The 19,228-nt window shown below is 73.0% G+C and carries 17 protein-coding genes; 10 read left to right on the forward strand and 7 right to left on the reverse strand.

Features of this window, described 5'->3' with window-relative positions; translation table 11 throughout:
* Nucleotides 1–143: 143 nt before the first annotated feature.
* Complete coding sequence (locus tag ABZ565_RS05280) at nucleotides 144–1,046, reverse strand: oxygenase MpaB family protein (RefSeq protein ID WP_361020654.1); 903 nt, start codon at nucleotides 1,044–1,046, stop codon at nucleotides 144–146.
* Nucleotides 1,047–1,187: 141 nt separating this feature from the next.
* Here ABZ565_RS05280 and ABZ565_RS05285 point away from each other — a divergent pair, with 141 nt between their 5' ends.
* Complete coding sequence (locus ABZ565_RS05285) at nucleotides 1,188–2,084, forward strand: oxygenase MpaB family protein (RefSeq protein ID WP_361020656.1); 897 nt, start codon at nucleotides 1,188–1,190, stop codon at nucleotides 2,082–2,084.
* Here the strand turns inward: ABZ565_RS05285 and ABZ565_RS05290 are convergent.
* Nucleotides 2,047–3,087, reverse strand: a complete 1,041-nt coding sequence (locus ABZ565_RS05290) for a LacI family DNA-binding transcriptional regulator (RefSeq protein WP_361020658.1) — start codon at nucleotides 3,085–3,087, stop codon at nucleotides 2,047–2,049. The genes ABZ565_RS05285 and ABZ565_RS05290 overlap by 38 nt on opposite strands.
* A 227-nt stretch (nucleotides 3,088–3,314) precedes the next feature.
* Here ABZ565_RS05290 and ABZ565_RS05295 point away from each other — a divergent pair, with 227 nt between their 5' ends.
* Nucleotides 3,315–4,640, forward strand: a complete 1,326-nt coding sequence (locus tag ABZ565_RS05295; protein ID WP_361020660.1) for a M14 family metallocarboxypeptidase — start codon at nucleotides 3,315–3,317, stop codon at nucleotides 4,638–4,640.
* A gap of 74 nt (nucleotides 4,641–4,714) precedes the next feature.
* A complete protein-coding gene (locus tag ABZ565_RS05300) occupies nucleotides 4,715–6,460 on the forward strand; it encodes a BCCT family transporter (protein ID WP_361020662.1) in 1,746 nt (581 codons plus the stop codon).
* A 50-nt stretch (nucleotides 6,461–6,510) separates the two neighbouring features.
* Here ABZ565_RS05300 and ABZ565_RS05305 read toward each other — a convergent pair whose 3' ends face one another.
* Nucleotides 6,511–7,434 (reverse strand): FAD-dependent oxidoreductase, encoded by a 924-nt coding sequence (locus ABZ565_RS05305; RefSeq protein ID WP_361021146.1) that lies wholly within the window; start codon nucleotides 7,432–7,434, stop codon nucleotides 6,511–6,513.
* A 73-nt stretch (nucleotides 7,435–7,507) separates the two neighbouring features.
* Between ABZ565_RS05305 and ABZ565_RS05310 the strand changes: the two genes are divergently transcribed.
* The 3 genes from ABZ565_RS05310 to ABZ565_RS05320 all read left to right on the forward strand — a co-directional run bounded on the left by ABZ565_RS05310 (nucleotide 7,508) and on the right by ABZ565_RS05320 (nucleotide 11,160).
* Nucleotides 7,508–9,145, forward strand: coding sequence for an ABC-F family ATP-binding cassette domain-containing protein (locus ABZ565_RS05310; RefSeq protein WP_361020664.1), 1,638 nt, complete (start codon nucleotides 7,508–7,510; stop codon nucleotides 9,143–9,145).
* 107 nt (nucleotides 9,146–9,252) lie between these two features.
* On the forward strand, nucleotides 9,253–9,927 hold the full coding sequence (locus tag ABZ565_RS05315; RefSeq protein ID WP_361020666.1) for a GntR family transcriptional regulator: 675 nt from the start codon (nucleotides 9,253–9,255) through the stop codon (nucleotides 9,925–9,927).
* A gap of 39 nt (nucleotides 9,928–9,966) precedes the next feature.
* Nucleotides 9,967–11,160 (forward strand): amidohydrolase, encoded by a 1,194-nt coding sequence (locus ABZ565_RS05320; RefSeq protein WP_361020668.1) that lies wholly within the window; start codon nucleotides 9,967–9,969, stop codon nucleotides 11,158–11,160.
* Between the two features lie 138 nt (nucleotides 11,161–11,298).
* Here the strand turns inward: ABZ565_RS05320 and ABZ565_RS05325 are convergent, their stop codons facing one another.
* The gene (locus ABZ565_RS05325) at nucleotides 11,299–13,668 is read right to left on the reverse strand and encodes a Tex family protein (protein WP_361020670.1); all 2,370 of its coding nucleotides are present in this window, start codon (nucleotides 13,666–13,668) and stop codon (nucleotides 11,299–11,301) included.
* 153 nt (nucleotides 13,669–13,821) lie between these two features.
* Nucleotides 13,822–14,679, reverse strand: a complete 858-nt coding sequence (locus ABZ565_RS05330; protein ID WP_361020672.1) for a hypothetical protein — start codon at nucleotides 14,677–14,679, stop codon at nucleotides 13,822–13,824.
* 134 nt (nucleotides 14,680–14,813) lie between these two features.
* Between ABZ565_RS05330 and ABZ565_RS05335 the strand changes: the two genes are divergently transcribed.
* On the forward strand, nucleotides 14,814–15,779 hold the full coding sequence (locus ABZ565_RS05335; RefSeq protein WP_361020674.1) for a GlxA family transcriptional regulator: 966 nt from the start codon (nucleotides 14,814–14,816) through the stop codon (nucleotides 15,777–15,779).
* A 23-nt stretch (nucleotides 15,780–15,802) separates the two neighbouring features.
* Nucleotides 15,803–16,438: a DJ-1/PfpI family protein gene (locus tag ABZ565_RS05340; RefSeq protein ID WP_361020675.1), complete on the forward strand. Its 636-nt coding sequence runs from the start codon at nucleotides 15,803–15,805 to the stop codon at nucleotides 16,436–16,438.
* Here the strand turns inward: ABZ565_RS05340 and ABZ565_RS05345 are convergent.
* Nucleotides 16,425–17,186, reverse strand: a complete 762-nt coding sequence (locus ABZ565_RS05345; protein WP_361020677.1) for an enoyl-CoA hydratase-related protein — start codon at nucleotides 17,184–17,186, stop codon at nucleotides 16,425–16,427. The genes ABZ565_RS05340 and ABZ565_RS05345 overlap by 14 nt on opposite strands.
* A gap of 78 nt (nucleotides 17,187–17,264) precedes the next feature.
* Here ABZ565_RS05345 and ABZ565_RS05350 point away from each other — a divergent pair, with 78 nt between their 5' ends.
* Both ABZ565_RS05350 and ABZ565_RS05355 read left to right on the forward strand, forming a co-directional pair.
* On the forward strand, nucleotides 17,265–17,900 hold the full coding sequence (locus ABZ565_RS05350) for a DUF308 domain-containing protein (protein WP_361020679.1): 636 nt from the start codon (nucleotides 17,265–17,267) through the stop codon (nucleotides 17,898–17,900).
* Between the two features lie 133 nt (nucleotides 17,901–18,033).
* Nucleotides 18,034–18,489 carry an ATP-binding protein gene (locus ABZ565_RS05355; protein WP_361020681.1) on the forward strand — a complete coding sequence of 152 codons (456 nt, stop codon included), beginning with the start codon at nucleotides 18,034–18,036 and terminating at the stop codon, nucleotides 18,487–18,489.
* A 22-nt stretch (nucleotides 18,490–18,511) separates the two neighbouring features.
* Here ABZ565_RS05355 and idi read toward each other — a convergent pair whose 3' ends face one another.
* Nucleotides 18,512–19,105, reverse strand: coding sequence for an isopentenyl-diphosphate Delta-isomerase (gene idi / locus ABZ565_RS05360; protein ID WP_361020683.1), 594 nt, complete (start codon nucleotides 19,103–19,105; stop codon nucleotides 18,512–18,514).
* Between the last annotated feature and the right edge of the window lie 123 nt (nucleotides 19,106–19,228).

A 19,228-nucleotide genomic window follows, 5' to 3' on the forward strand; every position in this document is an offset into this window, starting at 1 on the left:
TGGGCCTGGGCCGCGTCACCGAAGCCCGCGCCCGGGCCGAAGCCGCCCACGACGCCTGCCTGGCCTCCTTCGGCCCTGACCACCGCCGCACTGGGGAGGCCCGAGAACTGCTGGCCCGCTTCGACCCCGCCTGACCGGACGCCTCAGCCGCTCTCCGGGTCCGGCCGGACGGCGGCCTCGTCCGGCAGCGGTTCCAGCGGCCGGCTGCGCGCCCAGTGCGGCCCGAGCTCGTCCAGCCGCCAGCCGAACGGGTACGAACGCGGCCGCGGCCGGGACGGGAAGAGACGGGGCCTGGCCGGCATCAGGCGTACGCACCGCGCCCGCAGCCGCAGCGCCGCCGACGCCGAGGTCCGCATCCAGGGGGGCTGCGGCCGGAAGCCCAGCGCCCTCAGCAGCGGCTCATCGAGCAGCGCCAGCGAGAACCGGGCCACGAACGGCCGCAGCGGGCGCGGGTACCAGCCGGCCATCACCCGGAACGTGGCGCCGGCCACCCGCCGGTTCGCCGGGTCGTACGCGAACATCCGCTCCTCGTACGCGTCGAGCAGCCGCTCGAACTCCTCGTAGGTGTCGGGCACGTCCTCGATGCCCATCATCGCCCCGGTCTTCCGCCCCGCCTCAGCCAGCGCCCGCACCTCCTGCGCGCACAGCGGGCGCCAGCCGTACCGGTCGATCCAGCGCTTCGGCCCCACGACCGTCGTCGCCAGGACGTAACGGAAGTCGTCGTTCTCGATGCGGTACTTGCCGTGGATGCGGTTCAGATGCCGCGCCGCCGCCCGCCCCCGCTCCGAGTCGAAGCCGTCGACGGCCATCTCGTACCCGATCAGCACCGTGTCGTCGTACCGCTTCTGTCCGTTGCGCTCGAATTCCTGGGTACGGTCGAGGAGCTCGGAGATCCGGGGGACACCGTAATCCCGCAGGAACGCCACGCTGACGCCCTGGCGGTAGTCCCACGGGAACTCGTACTGGGAGATGAGCCGAAGGATCTCGGCGTAATCCCGCGCCGGATCCATCCGGCGGATCTCATGCAGGCGGCTGTACCGGCCCATGGTGCGCCCTCCTGTCCATGCCCCGGCTCCCACGCGCGTGTTCGGAACGATGTGACGGCACGTCTGTTCCGGAGAGTCAAAGTTACAAATACTATTGACTTGTTTCATCGATGCCGTCAACACCACCGCCGGGAGCACCCCATGAGCAGCAGGAACGACCCCGCGCCGCCCCCGCCCGGCGGCGTGCTGTGGAGCCTGTCCGGTGATGTACGGGCCCTGCTGATGCTGCCCGCCGCCCTCACCCTCCAGGTCGCCCACCCCGCCGTCGGCGCGGGCGTGGACGAGCACTCCGTCTTCCGTACGGACCCCTGGGGACGCGGCGAGCGCTCCCTCAGCTCGCTCCAGCTCTGGGTGTACGGAGGCGAGGAAGCCGCCGAGGAGGGGCGCAGGCTCCGCCGGCTGCACCGCACCATCCAGGGCAGCGACACCCGGGGCCGCCCCTACCACGCCCTGACCCCGGCGAACTACGCCTGGGTGCACGCCACCGGCTACCCCGTCTACCGGCACGGCGCCCGCTATCTGCTGCGTCCGCTCAGCCGCGAGCAGGAGCGCGCGCTGTACGCGGAATGGCTGCAGGTGGGCCGGGTGCTCGGCATCCACGACCGGGACATGCCCCGGACCATCGAGGAGTTCTGGCCGTACTACCGCGCCATGCTGGCCGAGGAGATCGAGAGGACCCCCGTCGTCGCGGAGCTCGTCGCCACCGACACCGCCGTCCCGCCGCCGGACCGGGGACCGTGGGCGCTGCGGCTGCTGCTCAGGGCGCTGTGGCCGGTGCTGCTCCCGCCGCTCGCCCGGTTCCGCTCCTTCCTGACCGTCGGGCTGATGCCGCCCGACGCCCGCGAGGCCATCGGCCTGGAGTGGACCGACGCGCAGGAGCGCGCCCTGCGGAGGTTCTGCGCGGTGGTCCGGCTGGTCGTCCCCGTCCTGCCGGAGCGCCTGCGCTACCTGCCCCGGGCCCGCCGCGCCCGGGCGGCATACCGGGCCCGCACGGGCGGGCTCAGGCCGAGGCGCGGCGGACCAGCCGCGTCGGCGTGATCACCGACTCCGGCCCCGTGCCCCCGTCCTCCAGCCGCTCCATCAGCAGCCGCACCATCAGCCGGCCCATCCCGACCACGTCCTGACGTATCGTCGTCAGCGGCGGGTCCGTCGCCTCGGCGACCGACTCCATGTCGTCGAACCCGACCAGCGCCACATCCTGCGGCACCCGCCGCCCCCGCTCCCGCAGCACCCGCAGCGCGCCCGACGCCATCAGGTCGTTCGCCGCGAACACCGCGTCCACGTCCGGCCGCCGTGCCAGCAGCTCGGCCATGGCCCGCGCGCCGCCCTCCACCGTGAAGTCGCCGTCCGCGAGCAGCGCGGGGTCGGCGTCCGGCAGGATGTCCGCGTAGCCGTCGATCCGGTCGAGCGCCGAGGTCTGATCGCGCGGGCCCGCGATGTGCGCGATGTGCCGGCGGCCGAGCCCGGCCAGATGCCGTACCGCCTCCCGGGCGCCGCCCCGGTTGTCGCAGTCCACGAAGGGCACCGCGTCGACCGGCGCGCCCGGCCGGCCGGGCCTGCCGCCGTAGACGGCCGGGACGCGGAAGCGCCGGATGGCGGCCGGGAGCTCGTCGTCGGTGTGCAGCGAGAAGGCCAGTACCCCGTCGACATGGCCCCCGCCCAGATAGCGGCTGACCCGCTCGAAGTCGCCCCGGCCCTCCACCAGCAGCAGCACCAACTGCGCGTCGTGTGCTTTCAGTTCCCGGCTGATGCCCCGGATGTGCTGGGAGAAGAACGGGTCGGAGAAGATCCGCACCTCGGGCTCGTCGATGATCACGGCCACCGCCCCGTTGCGCCGCGTCACCAGGGTCCGCGCCGCGTGGTTCGGGATGTAGCCCAGCTCCTCGACCGCCTTGCGCACCTGGTCCACGAGCGGCTGCCGGACGCCCGCGCCCCCGTTCACCACCCGCGAGGCCGTCGCCCGCGAGACTCCGGCACGGGCCGCCACCGCTTCCAGCGTGGGGCGCGCGTGGAGCGGGGCATCGGGGGACGGACCGGGCAAGGGACGCTCCTCTGTGGCACAGCGGGGGCGGATGCGGCCGGGGCGGGCCGATCGGCGCGAACAACCCCGCCAGCCTAGGGCCTTTCGTTCGGCCGGGCCCGGCCCGCGGGGGTGCCCGCCCGGCGAGCGCCGTGTCGGGGCCGACGGGCCGGAGCTGCCTGCCCGCTTCCGGAAATCGCCCGTGCACGGGTCTATCGCGGGCCACGGCGCCGCTGTACCTTCCGCCCATGCCGATCGCGCCGACGGCCGGGGGACGGCGGCTGCCCCGGCGCGGCCGTGCCCGCGATCTCGCCCTGGCCGTCGCCACCGCCGCCCTGACCGTCCCTCTTCTCACCGTCCCCTCGGACGCGGCCCGCACCCCCGCGCCCCGCACCGGCTTCGAGGTCTCCGGCGGGGCGCGCTGGACCCGGCAGTCCGAGGAGGCGTCCCTGCTCGCGGGAATCGCCCGGCGCGGCGACCGGGTCTCCGTGCGGCGGATCGGCACCACGGCCGGGGGCCGCCCCCTGCGCCTCGTCCGGATCGGCAGCGCCGACCCCGACGCGCTCACCGTGCTCGTGGTCTGCGGCCAGCACGGCGACGAGCCCGCCGCGCGCGAGGCGTGCCTGAGCACGGTCCGGGACCTCGCGTACGCCACCGACGACCGCACCCGCGCCCTCCTCGCCCGGACCGAGATCCTGGTCGTGCCCACCGCCAACCCCGACGGCCTCGCGGCGGGGACCCGGGCCAACGGCGACGGCGTGGACGTCAACCGGGACCACCTCGCCCTGCGCAGCGCCGAGGCCCGAGCCGTCGCCGCCGTCCTGCGCGACCACGAGCCCGATGTGATCGAGGACGTGCACGAGTACGCCGCGACCGCGCCGTACTACGACAAGGACCTGCTCGTCCTGTGGCCCCGCAACCCCAACACCGACGGACGGCTGCACGACGAGGCCCGGGCGCTGGCCCTGGACCGGGTGCGGCCCGCCGCCGAGGAGGCCGGCTTCGGCACCGGTGTCTACGGCGTCCGGACCGACCCGGTCACCGGCCACCCGGTCAAACGGAGTGCGGGCGACGGCCAGGAGCGCATCCTGCGCAACCTCGCCGGCCTCACCCACGCGGTCGGGCTGCTGGCCGAATCGCGTACGGACGCGCTCTCCGCCGAGGAGCGTGCCGACCCCGCCCTCGCCGCCCGCCGCCGTGTGACCTCCCAACTGGTGGTCCTCAAGGCGCTCTTCCGGTACGCGGACGAGCGGCGCGCGGGAATCGCCGCCGCCACCGCCGCCTCCCGCGCGGCGGGGGCCGAAGACCGGGGCCCCGTGTTCCTCGGGGGCTCGGACGACGAGGACCCGGGGCCGGGCGACACCCTCACCGAACCGCCCTGCGGCTACCGCCTCACGGAGGCGCAGTTCGCGGGCGTCCGGGACGAACTCGCGCTGCACGCCGTCACCTCCCGTCCCGACGGGGACGGGGCGTACGTACCCCTGCGGCAGCCGGCCCGGAAGCTGGTCCCGCTGCTCCTGGACGTACGGGCGACCTATCACCTCGTACAGGGGCAACCCGATACCGCTTGTTGATACCGAAAGATACGTCTTGGGTGTGGTACTGCCTACGGAGAGCGAATTGTCTGTTTCCGTGAAAGGTGCCATTCGTGTCGCAGGACGATCAGAGAACGGGCGGCAGAGGGGACGTGCCGGTGACGGCGGACCTCCCCGGCGAGCCGGCCCACGGCCGGCACCCCGTCACCGACCGGGTGGTGTTCGGCGTCACGGCCTGCCTCACCCTGGCCTTCGTCATCTGGGGGGCCACCGCCACCGACTCGTTGGAGAACGTCTCGGGCAAAGCCCTCACCGGCCTGATCCACAACGGCGGCTGGGCGTTCATGCTGGCCGCGTCCGGGTTCGTGGTCTTCGCCCTGTGGCTCGCCATCAGCCGGTACGGGAACATCACCCTGGGCCAGGAGGGCGAGGAGCCGGAGTTCCGCACCGTCTCCTGGGTCGCGATGATGTTCAGCGCCGGCATGGGCATCGGGCTGATGTTCTACGGGGTGAGCGAACCGCTCGCCCACTTCACGAACCCGCCGCCCGGCACCCGCCCCGCTGACGCGGCCGAGGCGCTGCAGACGGCGATGGCCACCACCCTGTTCCACTGGACGCTGCATCCGTGGGCGATCTACGCCGTCGTCGGCCTGGGCATCGCGTACAGCACCTTCCGGCGCCGCAGGCGGCAGACCATCAGTGCCGTCTTCGAGCCGCTCATCGGCCCACGCCACGCGCACGGCGGCCTCGGCCGGTTCATCGACATCCTGGCGATCTTCGCGACGCTCTTCGGCTCGGCCGCCTCGCTGGGTCTCGGCGCCCTCCAGATCGGCAGCGGATTCCACGAGCTGAACTGGAAGGAGAAGACCGGCACCGGCCTCCTCGTCCTGATCATCGCCGTGCTGACCGTCGCGTTCATCGCCTCGGCGGTCTCCGGTGTGGAGAAGGGCATCCAGTGGCTGTCGAACATCAACATGGTGCTCGCCCTGATCCTGGCCGTGTTCGTGTTCGTCGCGGGCCCCACCATCATCGTGCTCGACCTGCTGCCCACCTCGATCGCCTCGTACTTCGGCGACCTGCCGCAACTGGCCGGCCGCACGGAGGCGACCGGCGAGGGCAAGGTCGCCGAATGGCTCGGCAGCTGGACCGTCTTCTACTGGGCCTGGTGGATCTCCTGGACGCCCTTCGTCGGCATGTTCATCGCGCGGATCAGCCGGGGCCGCACCATCCGCCAGTTCATCGGTGGCGTCATTCTGGTGCCCAGCACCGTGAGCCTGATCTGGTTCGCCATCTTCGGCGGCACCGCCATCAAGCTGGAGGAGGCCGGGAAGCTCGGCGGTGCCGACACTCAGGAGGCCCAGCTCTTCGGCGTACTCCAGCAGTTCCCCGTCGCCACACTGATGAGCATCCTGGTGATGGTGCTCGTCGGCATCTTCTTCGTCTCGGGCGCCGACGCCGCGTCCATCGTGATGGGCACACTGTCCCAGAAGGGCATTCTGGAACCCGCCAAGTGGGTCGTCGTCTTCTGGGGCGTCGTCACCGGCGCGGTCGCGGCGATCATGCTCCTCATCGGCAACGGCAAGGGCGACGCCCTGGCGGGCCTCCAGAACCTGACCATCCTGGTCGCGGCGCCCTTCACCATCGTCATGATCTGCATGTGCGTGGCCCTGATGCGGGACCTGCGCGAGGACCCCCTGATCGTGCGCCGCGAGTTCGGCGTGGAGGCCGTGGAATCAGCGGTCATCGAGGGCCACGCCAAGTACGACGGCGACTTCGAGATCCGCATCGGTCCGGGCGGCAGCCAGATCACCACGGAACGCCACGACCGCGACAGCCCGGGAGGCTCCACCCCGGCCTGACGGGCCCGCCGGGGCGGGCGGGCCGACGGGGACCCGCCGCCCCCGGCCCCTCACCCCACCAACCGCGCCGCCTCCCGCGCGCAGCCCAGCGCCACCGTCACGCCCGCGCCCCCGTGTCCGTAGTTGTGCACCAGCCGAACGCCCCCGGCCAGGGACTCCGCCTCGATGCGGACCCCCGCGTCCCGGGCCGGGCGGAGGCCCACCCGGTGGCCGATGACCTTCGCGCCGGCGATCTCCGGGCGTACCCGGGCGCAGCGGGCCACGATCTCCTCGGCCGTACGGGGATCGGGCGCGGCGGACCAGTCGTCGGCCGTCGCCGTGCCGCCGAGCACCAGACGGCCCGGCTGCGGGAAGAAGTACGTGGTCTCGCTCGACGCCGGGCCGGCCTCCGTGAACCACTCCCGTATCCCCGGGTTCTCCACCAGCACCAACTGCCCGCGCACCGGGCGCACCCCGGCGTCCGGGACCAGGTCGCGGGCGCCGAGCCCGGCGCAGTTGACCACCGTCCCCGCCTCCGCGGCGGCCTCGGCGAACGTGGTGACCGTGCGGTGCTCGACCGCACCCCCGGCCGCCCGCACCCGGCCCTCCAGCCACGCCAGGTGCGCCGGCATGTCGATGAGCGGCAGCCTGCACCGCAGACCCTCGACCGTCTCCACGGCGTCCTTCAGCTCCCCGGCCCACGGCCCGAGGCCCGCCAGGCGCTCGCCCCGGTGGAGGCCGTCGACCAGGCGTACACCGGTCTCCTCCGGGCGTACGGCCAGCTCCTCGTACCATCGCAGCGCGGCCAGCGACCAGTCGCCGACGCGTTCCAGCGGCTCGATCCGGTAGGGCCACCACAGAGCGCCCGCCACGGCCGAGGTCGTGTCACCGGCCGGCTCCCGCGACCACACCCGCACCCGGTGGCCCCGCTCGGCCAGCACCTTCGCCGTGGTCAGCCCGCTGACCCCGCCGCCCACCACGATCACGTCCGCCACCACTGCCGCCTCCCGGTCCGCCTGCTTGCCCCGGACCTTAGACGGTGTCCCGCCGATTAGGATCTGCATCCTGATGACTGCCACTCTCGTCGCCAAGGATCTCGCCGCCGGACACGGCGACCGCACGCTGTTCGCCGGGCTCGACCTCGTGGTCGCCCCCGGCGACGTGATCGGTCTCGTCGGAGTCAACGGCGCCGGAAAATCGTCCCTGCTCCGGCTGCTCGCCGGTCTCGACCAGCCGGAGGAGGGCGAGCTGCGGCTCTCCCCGCCCACCGCCACCGTCGGCCACCTGCCCCAGGAGCCCGAGCGGCGCCCCGGCGAGACCGTACGGGAGTTCCTGGCCCGCCGGACCGGCGTCGCCGACGCCCAGACCGCCATGGACGCGGCCACGCAGGCCCTGGTCGACGGCGCCCCGGGCGCGGACGACGCGTACTCCGAGTCCCTGGAGCGCTGGCTCTCCCTCGGCGGCGCGGACCTGGACGAGCGGGCCGAGGAGACCGCCGCCGAGCTCGGCCTCACCGTCGGCCTCGACCTGCCGATGACCGCCCTCTCCGGCGGCCAGGCGGCCCGTGCCGGACTCGCCTCGCTCCTGCTGTCCCGCTACGACGTCTTCCTGCTCGACGAGCCCACCAACGACCTGGACCTGGACGGCCTGGAACGCCTGGAGAAGTACGTCTCCGGGCTGCGCGCCGGCACCGTCCTCATCAGCCACGACCGCGAATTCCTGATGCGCACGGTCACCAAGGTCCTCGAACTCGACCTGGCCCAGCAGCAGATCAACCTGTACGGCGGTGGCTACGCGGCCTACCTGGAGGAGCGCGAGCGCGCCCGGCTCCACGCCCGCGAGGAGTTCGAGGAGTACGCCGACAAGCGCTCCGCGCTGGAGAGCCGTGCGCTGATGCAGCGCTCCTGGATGGACAAGGGCGTCAAGAACGCCCGCCGCAAGGCCACCGACTCCGACAAGATCGGCCGCAAGTTCCGCAGCGAGTCCAGCGAGAAGCAGGCCGCGAAGGCCCGGCAGACGCAGCGCATGATCGAACGGCTCGACGTGGTGGACGAGCCGCGCAAGGAGTGGGAACTGCGCATGGAGATCGCCTCCGCGCCCCGCTCCGGCTCGGTCGTCGCCACCCTCCGCGAGGCCCGTGCCGTGCGCGGCGACTTCGTGTTCGGCCCCGCCTCGCTCCAGATCGACTGGGCGGACCGGGTCGCCATCACGGGCGCCAACGGTTCCGGGAAGTCGACCCTGCTGGCCGCGCTCCTGGGCCGCCTCCCGCTGGACTCGGGGCACGCGCACCTGGGCTCCGGCGTGGTCGTCGGCGAGGTGGACCAGGCGCGCAAGCTCTTCCACGGCTCGGAGACGCTCCTTGAGGCGTTCTGCGCGGCGGTCCCGGAGACGGAGCCCGCCGACGTGCGCACCCTGCTCGCCAAGTTCGGTCTGCGTGCCGACCACGTGATGCGCCCGGCGACCACCCTCTCACCGGGGGAGCGCACCCGGGCGGCGCTCGCCCTCCTCCAGGGCCGGGGCGTCAATCTCCTGGTGCTGGACGAGCCCACGAACCACCTGGACCTCCCCGCGATCGAACAGCTGGAGTCGGCGCTCGACTCGTACACCGGAACGCTGCTCCTGGTGACGCACGACCGCCGGATGCTGGAAGCGGTCCGCACGACGCGCCGGATCGAGGTGGCGGAGGGCCGCGTCACGGAGGTCTGACGAGACCTGGCATACCAAGCAGCGCATCAAGGTCGTTCGCGCCGGGGTATTCCTTAGGTACTCCCCATGATCGTGCCGCTTGGCATACCAGGTGTTACGGTCATCCGGTGACGACTCAAGCGAGCGACGGCTCCGGCGCCTCGCACGCCGACCGGGCCGAGCGGACGATCCGCGCGGGCATCCTCTCCGGCGGGCACCCGCCGGGCTCACGGCTGCGCGAGCGCGAGCTCTCCGAGAGCCTGGGCGTCTCGCGCATCCCGGTCCGCGAGGCGCTCACCCGGCTGACCGGTGAGGGCCTGGTCGTCATGTCCCCGCGCCGGGGCGCCTCGGTGCGCGACCTCTCGCTGCGGGATGTCGCCGAACTCTTCGACCTCCGCCTCAGCCTGGAGGTCTTCGCCGCCCGCCGGGCCGCCGAGGCGTGCGCGGCCGGGGGAGACGGGGAGCCGTTGCGGGCGGCGATGGAGGCGGCGGAGGCCGCCACCGCGCGGGGCGACGCGGCGGAGATCCCGGCGGCCAACACCGCCCTGCACGCGGAGATCGTCGCGATGACCGGCAACCGGCTGCTCCGGGACGCGCTGCAGCCCTCGCTCGGCCTGGTGCAGTGGCTGTTCAGCCTCACCGGCGGCCGCGACCCGCGCGTCCAGTGCGCGGAGCACCAGGACATCTGCGCGGCGATCCACGCGGGCAAGCCGGACCTGGCCGCGGCACTCGCGTACGCGCACATCGAGCGGGGGAGGGAGCCGTCCCTGACCGCCCTGACCGGGACGCTCCCGGCCGAGTGACCCCGTAGCACCCGCCCCCTCACACAGGAGAAGCGCCACATGCTGATCAGCGACGTCCGTCCGTGGGGCGGAGAGCCCAGCGACCTCACCGTGGAGGACGGGGTGATCACCGCGATCACCCCGCACGACCCGGCCCGCGCCGCCGCGGAGGACACGGTGGCCGGCCGGGGAAGGCTCGCCCTGCCGTCGTTCTCGGACGTCCACTGCCACCTGGACTCCACGCGCCTGGGCCTGCCCTTCCGCCCGCACATGGGCGCCCCCGGCGTCTGGGGCATGATGATGAACGACCGCGAGCACTGGCGCGAGGACGAGTGGGACGTCGCCCGCCGGGCCACGTACACTCTGGGCCGCATGATCGAGCGCGGCACCACCCGCGTGCGGAGTTACGCGCAGATCGACGCGGACTGCGGCCTTGAGCGGTTCGAGGGCGTCCTCGCGGCCAAGGAGGCGCACGCCGGGCGGTGCGAGGTCGAGATCATGGCGTTCCCGCAGGCCGGCCTCCTCCGCGAGAAGGGCGTGCCGGAACTGATGGACCGGGCCCTGTCCTCCGGCGCCGCCGTGGTCGGCGGCATCGACCCGTGCACCCTGGACCGCGACCCCGTACGCCACCTCGACATCGTCTTCGGCCTCGCCGAGCGCCACCACGCCCCGGTCGACATCCACCTCCACGAGCCGGGCGCCCTCGGGGTGTTCAGCGTCGACCTGATTCTGGAGCGCGTGCGCGCCCTGGACATGGCCGGCCGGGTGACGATCTCGCACGCCTACGACCTGGGGTCCGTCAGCGAGGCGACGACGCGCCGCCTGATCGAGGAGTTTGCCGAACTGGACATCGCGATGGCGACCGTGGCGCCCGCCCGGCACCACTCCCTGCCCCTGGCCGACCTGACCGCCGCGGGCGTCCGGGTGGGCCTGGGCGAGGACGGCCAGCGCGACTTCTGGTCCCCGTACGGCAACGGCGACATGCTGGACCGCACCTGGCAGCTGGCCTTCACGAACGGCTACCGCGCGGACGACCTGATCGAACACTGCGTGGCCGTGGCCACCATGGGCGGCGCCTCGATCCTCAGGAACGGCCCCGCCCGCCTGACCTCCACGACGGACCGCCCCGGCGTGACCGCGGGCGCGAGGGCGGACCTGCTCCTGCTGGACGGCGAGACGGTGACATCAGCGGTGATGGACCGCCCCGAGACCCGCACGGTGCTGCACGAGGGCCGAGTGGTGGCGGGCGGCTGACTCGCAGCCCCCCCGCAGGATTCCAGCATCACCGGCGCTTGAGGCGCGGGGTCCGGGGCGGAGCCCCGGTTACGGGAAGGGGCGGGGTGGGGAACAGGCCCGCCGCAGGCGAACCCCACCCGCACCTCACCCCACCCCCTACTCGCCCTTCAACAACCCCGCCCGCCGCAACGCATCAGCCATCGCCCCATCACCGCCCGAAGCGGCCGAAGGCCGCCCCGCACCACGCGACGAGGACCCGCCACCACGGCCGCCACCGCCCCCGCCCCCCTGCCGGGGCCGAGGCGGCCGCCCACCCCGCTCACCCCCGGACGACGCACCGCGGCCACCGGCCGCCTGCTCGTCGTCCAACCGCAGGGTCAACGAGATCCGCTTCCGCGGAATGTCGACCTCCATCACCTTCACCCGCACCACATCCCCCGGCTTCACCACATCCCGGGGATCCTTCACGAACGACCGCGACATCGCCGACACATGCACCAGCCCGTCCTGGTGCACCCCGATGTCCACGAACGCCCCGAACGCGGCGACGTTCGTCACGACGCCCTCCAGGACCATCCCGGACTCCAGGTCGCCGATCTTCTCGACGCCCTCCTTGAAGGTGGCGGTCTTGAAGGCGGGGCGCGGGTCGCGCCCCGGCTTCTCCAGCTCCTTCAGGATGTCCGTCACCGTCGGCAGCCCGAACTTCTCGGACACGAAGTCGTCGGCCCGCAACGACCGCAGGACACCCGTGTTGCCGATCAGCGCGGCCACGTCCCCGCCGGTCTTCTTCACCATCGCCCGCACCACCGGGTACGCCTCCGGGTGCACGCTCGACCCGTCGAGCGGGTCGTCGCCGCGAATGCGGAGGAAGCCCGCGCACTGCTCGTACGCCTTCGGACCCAGCCGGGCCACGTCCTTCAGGTTCTTGCGGGACCGGAACGGCCCATGCGCGTCGCGGTGCGCCACGATGTTCTCGGCGAGCCCCGAGCCGATGCCGGAGACCCGGGAGAGCAGCGGCGCGGACGCGGTGTTGACGTCGACGCCGACACCGTTCACGCAGTCCTCCACGACCGCGTCCAGCGACCGCGAGAGCTTCACCTCGGACAGGTCGTGCTGGTACTGCCCGACACCGATCGACTTCGGGTCGATCTTCACCAGCTCGGCCAGCGGGTCCTGGAGCCGGCGCGCGATCGAGACGGCACCGCGCAACGACACGTCCATGTCGGGGAGTTCCTGCGAGGCGAACGCCGAGGCCGAGTACACGGAGGCGCCCGCCTCCGAGACCATCACCTTGGTCAGCTTCAGCTCCGGATGCCTCGCGCACAGCTCACCGGCCAGCTTGTCCGTCTCCCGGGACGCCGTGCCGTTGCCGATGGCGATCAGCTCGACACGGTGCTCCCGGGCCAGCCGTTCCAGCGTGGCGAGCGACTGGTCCCACTTGTTGGCCGGGACGTGCGGGTGGATGACGTCGGTCGCGACGACCTTGCCGGTCGCGTCCACGACGGCGACCTTCACCCCGGTACGGAAACCGGGGTCGAGCCCCAGCGTGGCCCGCGTCCCGGCCGGCGCGGCGAGCAGCAGATCGCGCAGGTTCGACGCGAAGACGCGTACCGCCTCGTCCTCCGCCGCCGTACGCAACCGCAGCCGCAGGTCGATGCCGAGGTGCACCAGGATCCGGGTCCGCCAGGCCCACCGCACCGTGTCGGCCAGCCACTTGTCGCCGGGGCGCCCCCGGTCGTTGACGCCGAAGCGCCGGGCGACCATGTTCTCGTACGAGGACGGGCCGGGCGCGTCGGACGGCTCCTCCGGCTCCAGGACCAGATCGAGCACGTCCTCCTTCTCGCCCCGGAGCATCGCGAGGACCCGGTGCGAGGGCAGCGCGGTGAACGGCTCGGCGAAGTCGAAGTAGTCCGCGAACTTGGCGCCCGCCTCCTCCTTGCCGTCCCGCACCCGGGCCAACAGCCGCCCGCGCGTCCACATGCGCTCGCGCAGCTCGCCGATGAGGTCGGCGTCCTCCGAGAAGCGCTCGGTGAGGATGGCGCGGGCGCCCTCCAGGGCCGCCGCCGGGTCCGCGACGCCCTTGTCCGCGTCCACGAAGGCCGCCGCGGCGGCGAGCGGATCGACCGACGGGTCGTCGAGCAGGCCTGAGGCGAGCGGTTCGAGGCCGGCCTCCCGGGCGATCTGCGCCTTCGTCCGCCGCTTCGGCTTGAACGGGAGGTAGATGTCCTCCAGCCGCGCCTTGGTGTCGGCGGCCCGGATCCGCGCCTCCAGCGCCTCGTCCAGCTTGCCCTGCTCCCGTACGGACTCGAGGACCGCCGTCCGGCGCTCCTCCAGCTCCCGCAGATACCGCAGCCGTTCCTCGAGCGTGCGCAGCTGCGCGTCGTCGAGCATCTCGGTCGCTTCCTTGCGGTAGCGCGCGATGAACGGCACGGTGGACCCGCCGTCGAGCAGCTCGACGGCCGCCTTCACCTGCCGCTCGCGTACGCCGAGCTCCTCGGCGATCCTGCCTTCGATGGACGTCGTCACGGTTCTACCGACTCGCCTTCTCCTGCTGGCTGTGCTGGTCGGGCCCCGGGCCCGTCCATGGGGACGAGCCCGGAGTCACACGCCTGCATTGTGCCGGGTGGCCGGGCGCCGTGTCGCCCGGCCACCCCAGGGAGCGGTCCGCGGATTCGCGGGTCAGCCCGTCGCGCTCGCCGGGAAGGCGCCCGCCGCCGCTGCCGTGGCGAGGAAGCCGCGCCCCAGCTCGGTCAGCCGGGCCACACCCGGCCCGCCCAGGTGCTCGTACGGGCCCAGGTCCATCCGGTCCGTGGCCTCCTCCAGCTCCTTGCGCAGCGCGGCGCCCTCCTCGGTCAGCTCGCCCTCCGCCGTGAGCAGCCCGCGCCCGCGCAGCCGCTCCGACGCGTCCTCCCAGTCGGTGCGCCGCCAGCCCCGGCTGGACAGGATCCAGCGGATCGCCATGCCCTTGCCGGTCGCGGTGTGGCTGACCAGCGCTTCGAGCGGGTCCAGCTCAGCGGTGAGGAGCGCGGCGAGATGGGCGTCGCCCCGGTGCTCGCGGAGCAGCGCCGCCGCGTGCCAGTACGCCAGGTGCGGTTCGTCGGGCACCGGCAGACCGGCGTGCGCCGCGTACAGCGGCCGGGCGTGCCGGGTGCAGCCCTCCGCGGCGCGCAGGGCGAGCCGCGCGGCCTCGGCCATTTCGGGCGAGGCGATGATCTCCTCGCCGAGCAGCCGGCGCAGCGTCGCGTCGGCGGCGCGCAGCCGCGCGTCCAGGACCTTCGCGGGCGAGGCGATGTCCCAGATCGCGGGCACGTGCTGGGCCACGAGCGCGTGGTTGAAGTTGTAGAAGGTCGCGGTCACGGTGTCCGCACCGACCGCGCCCATCGCGGCGGCGCGGGTGGCGAAGTAGGCGGCCGCGGGGTCGTCTATCCCGATCCCGCCGAGCTCCTTGCCGAGGTCGGGGGAGAAGTAGAGCGAGGAGTGCAGCGGGTTCAGGGCGTTGTGGCAACGCCGCCCGGCACGGGGCGGGAGAGTACTCATGCCCGCACGTTACCGACTGGTTGGTACGGGCAGGAACCCCCTGGCCCACGTGAGCTGTGCCGCAGCCGGTGATGGCAGGAAAGGTGGGGAACCCGTCATTGCGGCCATCCCGGGGGCCGCCCAGGATGGCGGACATGAAGCAGCGATCCGTGCTCGTCGTCCTCTTCGACGGCATCCAGAGCCTCGACGTCACCGGCCCCATGGAGGTCTTCGCCGGGGCATCGCGCTTCCCGGACGTCTCGTACGAGCTGCGCACCGCCTCGCTGGACGGCGCCCCGGTCCGCACGTCCTGCGGCCTCACCCTGGTCCCCGACGGCAGCCTCGCCGACGCGCCGGAACCCCACACCCTCCTCGTCCCCGGCGGCGGGGGCACCCGGGACCCCGACCCCGCGCTCGTCCACTGGCTGCGCGCGCACGGGCCGCTGCCCGAGCGCCTGGTCTCCGTGTGCAGCGGGGCGCTGCTGCTCGCGGCGGCCGGACAGCTGGACGGGCACCGGGCGACGACGCACTGGAACGTCTGCGAGAAGCTGGCCCGCGAGCACCCGGCCGTCGAGGTCGACCCCGAGCCGATCTTCGTACGGGACGGCAGGATCGCCACCTCCGCCGGGGTCACCGCGGGCATCGACCTCGCGCTGGCCCTGGTCGAGGAGGACCACGGACGGGACGTCGCCCTGACGGTCGCCCGGCACCTGGTCGTCTTCCTGCGCAGGCCGGGCGGCCAGTCCCAGTTCAGCGCCCAGCTCAGCGCCCAGACGGCGCGCCGGGAACCGCTGCGCGAGGTGCAGCACTGGATCACCGAGCACCCCGGCGCCGACCTCTCCGTCGAGGCCCTGGCCGCCCGCGCCCGCCTCTCGCCCCGCCACTTCGCCCGCGCCTTCCAGGCGGAGACGGGGACCACGCCCGGCCGGTACGTCGACCGGGTCCGCCTCGAACACGCCCGCCGGCTGCTTGAGGACACCACCGACGGGGTCGCCGGGATCGCCCGCAGCTGCGGCTACGGCACGCCGGAGGCGATGCGCCGGGCCTTCGTCAAGGCGCTGGGCGCGGGCCCGGCCGAATACCGCCGCCGCTTCGGCACCCACACCCCCGCCCCCTCCTGACCCACCCGAGAGACAGGGAAACCATGCAGATCGCCATCGCCCTCTTCGACCGCTTCACCGCGCTGGACGCCGTCGGCACCTACGAGATCCTGTCCCGCACCCCGGGCGCAGAGACGGTCTTCGTCGCCGAACGGGCGGGGGCCGTACGCAACGACAACGGCAGCCTCGACCTGGTCGCGCACCGGACGTTCGACGAGGTCCCCGCCCCCGACCTGGTGATCGTCCCCGGCGGCCCGGGACAGCACCACCAGATGGAGAACGAGAACCTGCTCGGCTGGCTGCGCCGCGTGGACGAAACCACCACCTGGACGACCTCCGTGTGCAGCGGCTCGCTGCTCCTCGCGGCGGCGGGGCTCCTGAAGGGCCGCCGCGCCACCTCGCACTGGCTGGCGCTCGACCTGCTCAGGGACTACGGCGCCGAACCCACCGGCGAACGCGTCGTCTTCGACGGCAAGTACGTCACCGCCGCCGGCGTCTCGTCCGGCATCGACATGGGCCTCACCCTGCTCGGCCGCATCGCTGGAGACCGCACCGCCCAGGCCGTACAGCTCCTGACGGAGTACGACCCCCAGCCGCCCTACGACGCGGGGTCGCCGGACAAGGCGCCGGCCGACCTGGTCGAGGAGTGGCGGGGCCGGAGCCGCTTCATCCTCCAGTAGTCGCCCAGGTGAAGCGGGGCGCGCGGCGTTCCAGGAAGGCGGCGACCCCTTCCGCGGTGTCGCCGCTGCCCCGCGCCTGCGCGGCCCAGTGCGCGTCCCGGTCCTCGCGCCCGGCCGCGAATTCCTTGGCGGCCGCCTGGGTCAGCCGCGACCGGGACACCAGGGTGCGTACGTAGGCGGCGACCCGCTCGTCCAGCCCGTCGGCCGGCAGCACCTCGTCCACCAGGCCCGTCCGCAGCGCCCGCCCGGTGTCGATCAGCTCACCGGAGAACAGCAGGTGCTTGGCCGTCGCCGGACCCGTGAGGGCGACGAGGCGGCGGGTGGACGACGCGGGATAGACGATGCCCAGCTTGGCCGGGGTGACCCCGAACAGGGCGCCCTCCGCCGCGAAGCGCAGATCGCAGGCGGCGGCGAGCTGGCTGCCGCCGCCCACGCAGTAGCCGCGCACCGCCGCGAGCGTCGGCAGCGGGAACGCGGCCAGCGCCTCCTCGGCCGCCACGGCCAGGCTCTGCGGGTCGCGGCCGGGGTCCCGGAGCGAGGAGATGTCGGCGCCCGCGCAGAAGGTGTCACCCGCGCCCGTCAGGACCAGGGCGCCCACGGAAGGATCGGCGGCCAGCTTGTCGAGCAGCACCGGCAGGGCCTCCCACATGGCGGCCGTCATCGCGTTGCGCTTGGCGGGGTTGCTGATGACGACGGTGGCGACGCCGTCCGCGACGGTGTGCTCCAGCCGGGGTTCCGTACGGTCCATGGCCGGATGCTATCCGTGGTGTTCGAACCTACGATCAGGAAGGGGGCGCGAAGCAGGTACGCACCCGAGGAGCCCCACGTGGACGGTCCCGCACGCCAAGGCAGGAAGCTCAGCCGCAGCTTCGGCGGGCTGGCCCTGCTCGGCATCCTGCTCGTCGTCGCCGGCCTGGTGGGTCTCGTCTACACCGGTGTCGCGACGCTCACCTCGATGATCCTCTTCGGCTGGCTGCTCCTCGTCGGCGGTCTGGTCGGTCTGCTGCACGCCGTCCAGTCGCGCGGCACCAGCTACTTCTGGCTGGGCGTGGTGGTGGCCGCGCTCAACATCGCCGCCGGGCTCGTCGTCATCCGCCATCCGCACGGCACCGCCGAGGCGTTGACCATGTTCGCCGCGCTGCTCTTCCTGACCGGCGGGGTCTTCCGGCTCGTCGGCAGCGTGGTGGTGCGTGGACCGCAGTTCGGGTGGACGCTGCTCCAAGGCGCGTTCGGCCTGCTCCTCGGCCTGCTCGTCCTCTTCGACTGGCCGCACAGCAGCCTCTACGTGCTCGGCTGCTTCTTCTCGCTGGCCCTGCTCTTCGACGGGCTCGGGCTCATCGCCATCGGGATCGGCGGCCGGCGGATCGTCTCGATGGTCTCCGAGCAGATGACGCCAGGAGCGGACAAGGGAGAAGGAACGGACCCGCTCACCCATGACAGTCAGAAGCGGTCGGAAAGCTGACACTCTCGCGCGAATGAAGGCGAGTTCGGTCAACAGGAATCGACTTGTGTTCAATAGCACGGACCGGAGCAACCTCGGCCGCCACCCTGTACTCGACGTGAAGTCACTTCGAGTGGAGAGCGGGTACCGGACTATGGAGAGCCGCGGGAGTGTCCCCGCCCGGCCCGTGCCGTACGAAGGGGTCTGGCGGTTCACCGCCCCGGCCTCGGACGTCTCCGTACCCCGGGCCCGGCACGCCGTGCGTGATCTGCTGAAGCGCCAGAACGTGCCGATCGAGGACGACATCACCCAGGGCCTGCTGCTCATCGTCTCCGAGCTGGTCACCAACGCCGTCAAGCACGCGGCGCTGCTCTCGCCCGAGCTCGCCGTGGAGGTGGCCGTGGGCGCGGACTGGGTCAGGGTGTCCGTCGAGGACAACCACCCGTACCGCCCGACCGCGCTGGAGACCGACTACGCGCAGACCGGCGGCCGGGGCCTGCTGCTGGTCCGCGAGATCACCCGGGAAGCGGGCGGCACCTGCGACGTCGAGCACACCGCGGGCGGCGGCAAGGTCATCTGGGCTGCACTGCCGCTGCGCACCGCCCCCTGACCCGTCCGCCGCCGCACCGGACCTACCAGCCGGCGCCGTCCCCGGTCAGCTCGCGAATGGCGGGACGCGCGGCGTCCAGCACGGTCATGAACCACGCGGAGAACGGCTCACGGCCGTGCCGCTCGGCCAGCTCCGCCGCCGTCACGAAGGCCGTCCCGCCGACCTCCTCCGGATCGGGCCGCAGCCGCTCCTGCGCGAGCCCCACGAAGAGGTGGTTGAACTCCTGCTCCACCAGGCCCGACGCCGGGTCCGGGTGGTTGTAGCGGACGGTGCCCGCCTCGGCCAGCAGCGAGGGCGAGATCCCCAGCTCCTCGTACGTACGCCGGGCGGCGGCGGCGAAGGGCGCCTCACCCGGGTAGGGGTGGCCGCAGCACGTGTTGGACCAGACACCGGGGGAGTGGTACTTGCCCAGGGCGCGCTGCTGGAGCAGCAGCCGGCCCTGCTCGTCGAAGAGGAACACGGAGAACGCGCGGTGCAGCCGGCCGGGCGCCTGATGGGCGGCGAGCTTCTCCGCCGTGCCAATGGTGGTGCCGTTCTCGTCGACCAGTTCGAGCATGATCGCTTCCGCTGTGCCGTTCGACGAGGTGTTCGCCGCGGTGACTGGTGTGGTCGGCATACCCATCCTTCGCTGTGGTCCCGGCCCCGTGCAGCCGGTCCCGTCGAGTCTGCTCAAGTCTGCCGTACAAAAGCGGCTTGTCCGTACTTGAGGGCCTGGCATGTCCGCCCGCACACGTCCGCG

Origin of the sequence: Streptomyces sp. NPDC016469 (genome assembly GCF_040632905.1) — a bacterium.
In the GTDB taxonomy this organism is placed as follows: domain Bacteria; phylum Actinomycetota; class Actinomycetes; order Streptomycetales; family Streptomycetaceae; genus Streptomyces.